This window comes from Flavobacterium cheonhonense (assembly GCF_035671315.1).
Lineage (GTDB): Bacteria > Bacteroidota > Bacteroidia > Flavobacteriales > Flavobacteriaceae > Flavobacterium > Flavobacterium cheonhonense.
In genome coordinates, this window is sequence record NZ_JAXAVY010000020.1 from 1 (window position 1) to 907 (window position 907).

Sequence of the window (907 nt, forward strand, 5' to 3'; positions counted from 1 at the left end):
CGGCTCAATTCAACATCAGCGAATTCCAAGCACCTAGATTGTGCGACGGTGGTAGCGTGAGTTTGACTTACAGCATCGCTGACAACTGTTCTGAGGACAGTGTAAGTGCTACATTTACTGTAACACCTTCTTCACAAATCACATTTAACTGTGGTGATAACGTATCTGTACCGGCTTGCAGCACTCAGCAAGAAGTTAACTCAGCTTGGACAAGTTTCTTGGCTTCAACTTCTGCAAGTGGTGGATGTAGCAATGGTGTATTAACAAATAATGCCCCTTCAAATCCTCCTTCAGCTTGTGGAGGCTATGTGGATGTTACTTGGACTTATAATGTTACAGATCCATGTGGACAATCTGACAACTGTGAAGGACAATTTACAACATTCACCCAAGGAGGCTATGGCACTTCTTGTAACGGAAATAATCCGGGATGCTACAGAGATTCAAACTTTGCAGGAGCATTTCCAAATGGTTTAGTTATAGGATGTGGAAGTAATAAACTAACCTTTACTTCTTCTTCCGCAATTGAAAGTTATTTACCAGCAGGAGGTTCTCCGGCGGTACTTACCTCAAGTGCTGTAAATCCAACTAGTAGCAGAGGCGTTTTATCTTCTCAGTTGATTGCGCTTACATTATCTACCGGATTTGATGCCTACGACCCTAATTTCTCACAAAGCAATACCAGTTTAGGTTCTTTAAGCATAAAATCTGGCGCATTTGCTGGAATGACCGTTTCAAATTTCTTGCAAGTAGCTAATGATGTTATAGGAGGCTGTTCAACAGCTTACTCATTGTCTCAAATTAATACAGCAGCAACTGCTATCAATGAAAACTTTGATAATGGTACTGTTGACAAACACTATTTAAATTGTCCGGAGCAAAGCAGCAGCAATAATATGACTTGTAC

At 40.9% G+C, this 907-nt stretch carries 1 protein-coding gene; it reads left to right on the plus strand.

Going from position 1 to position 907, the window contains the following annotated elements; all coding sequences use genetic code 11:
• On the plus strand, window positions 1–907 hold a 907-nt coding region (locus tag SK086_RS13580), incomplete at both ends, for a hypothetical protein (RefSeq protein WP_324692344.1).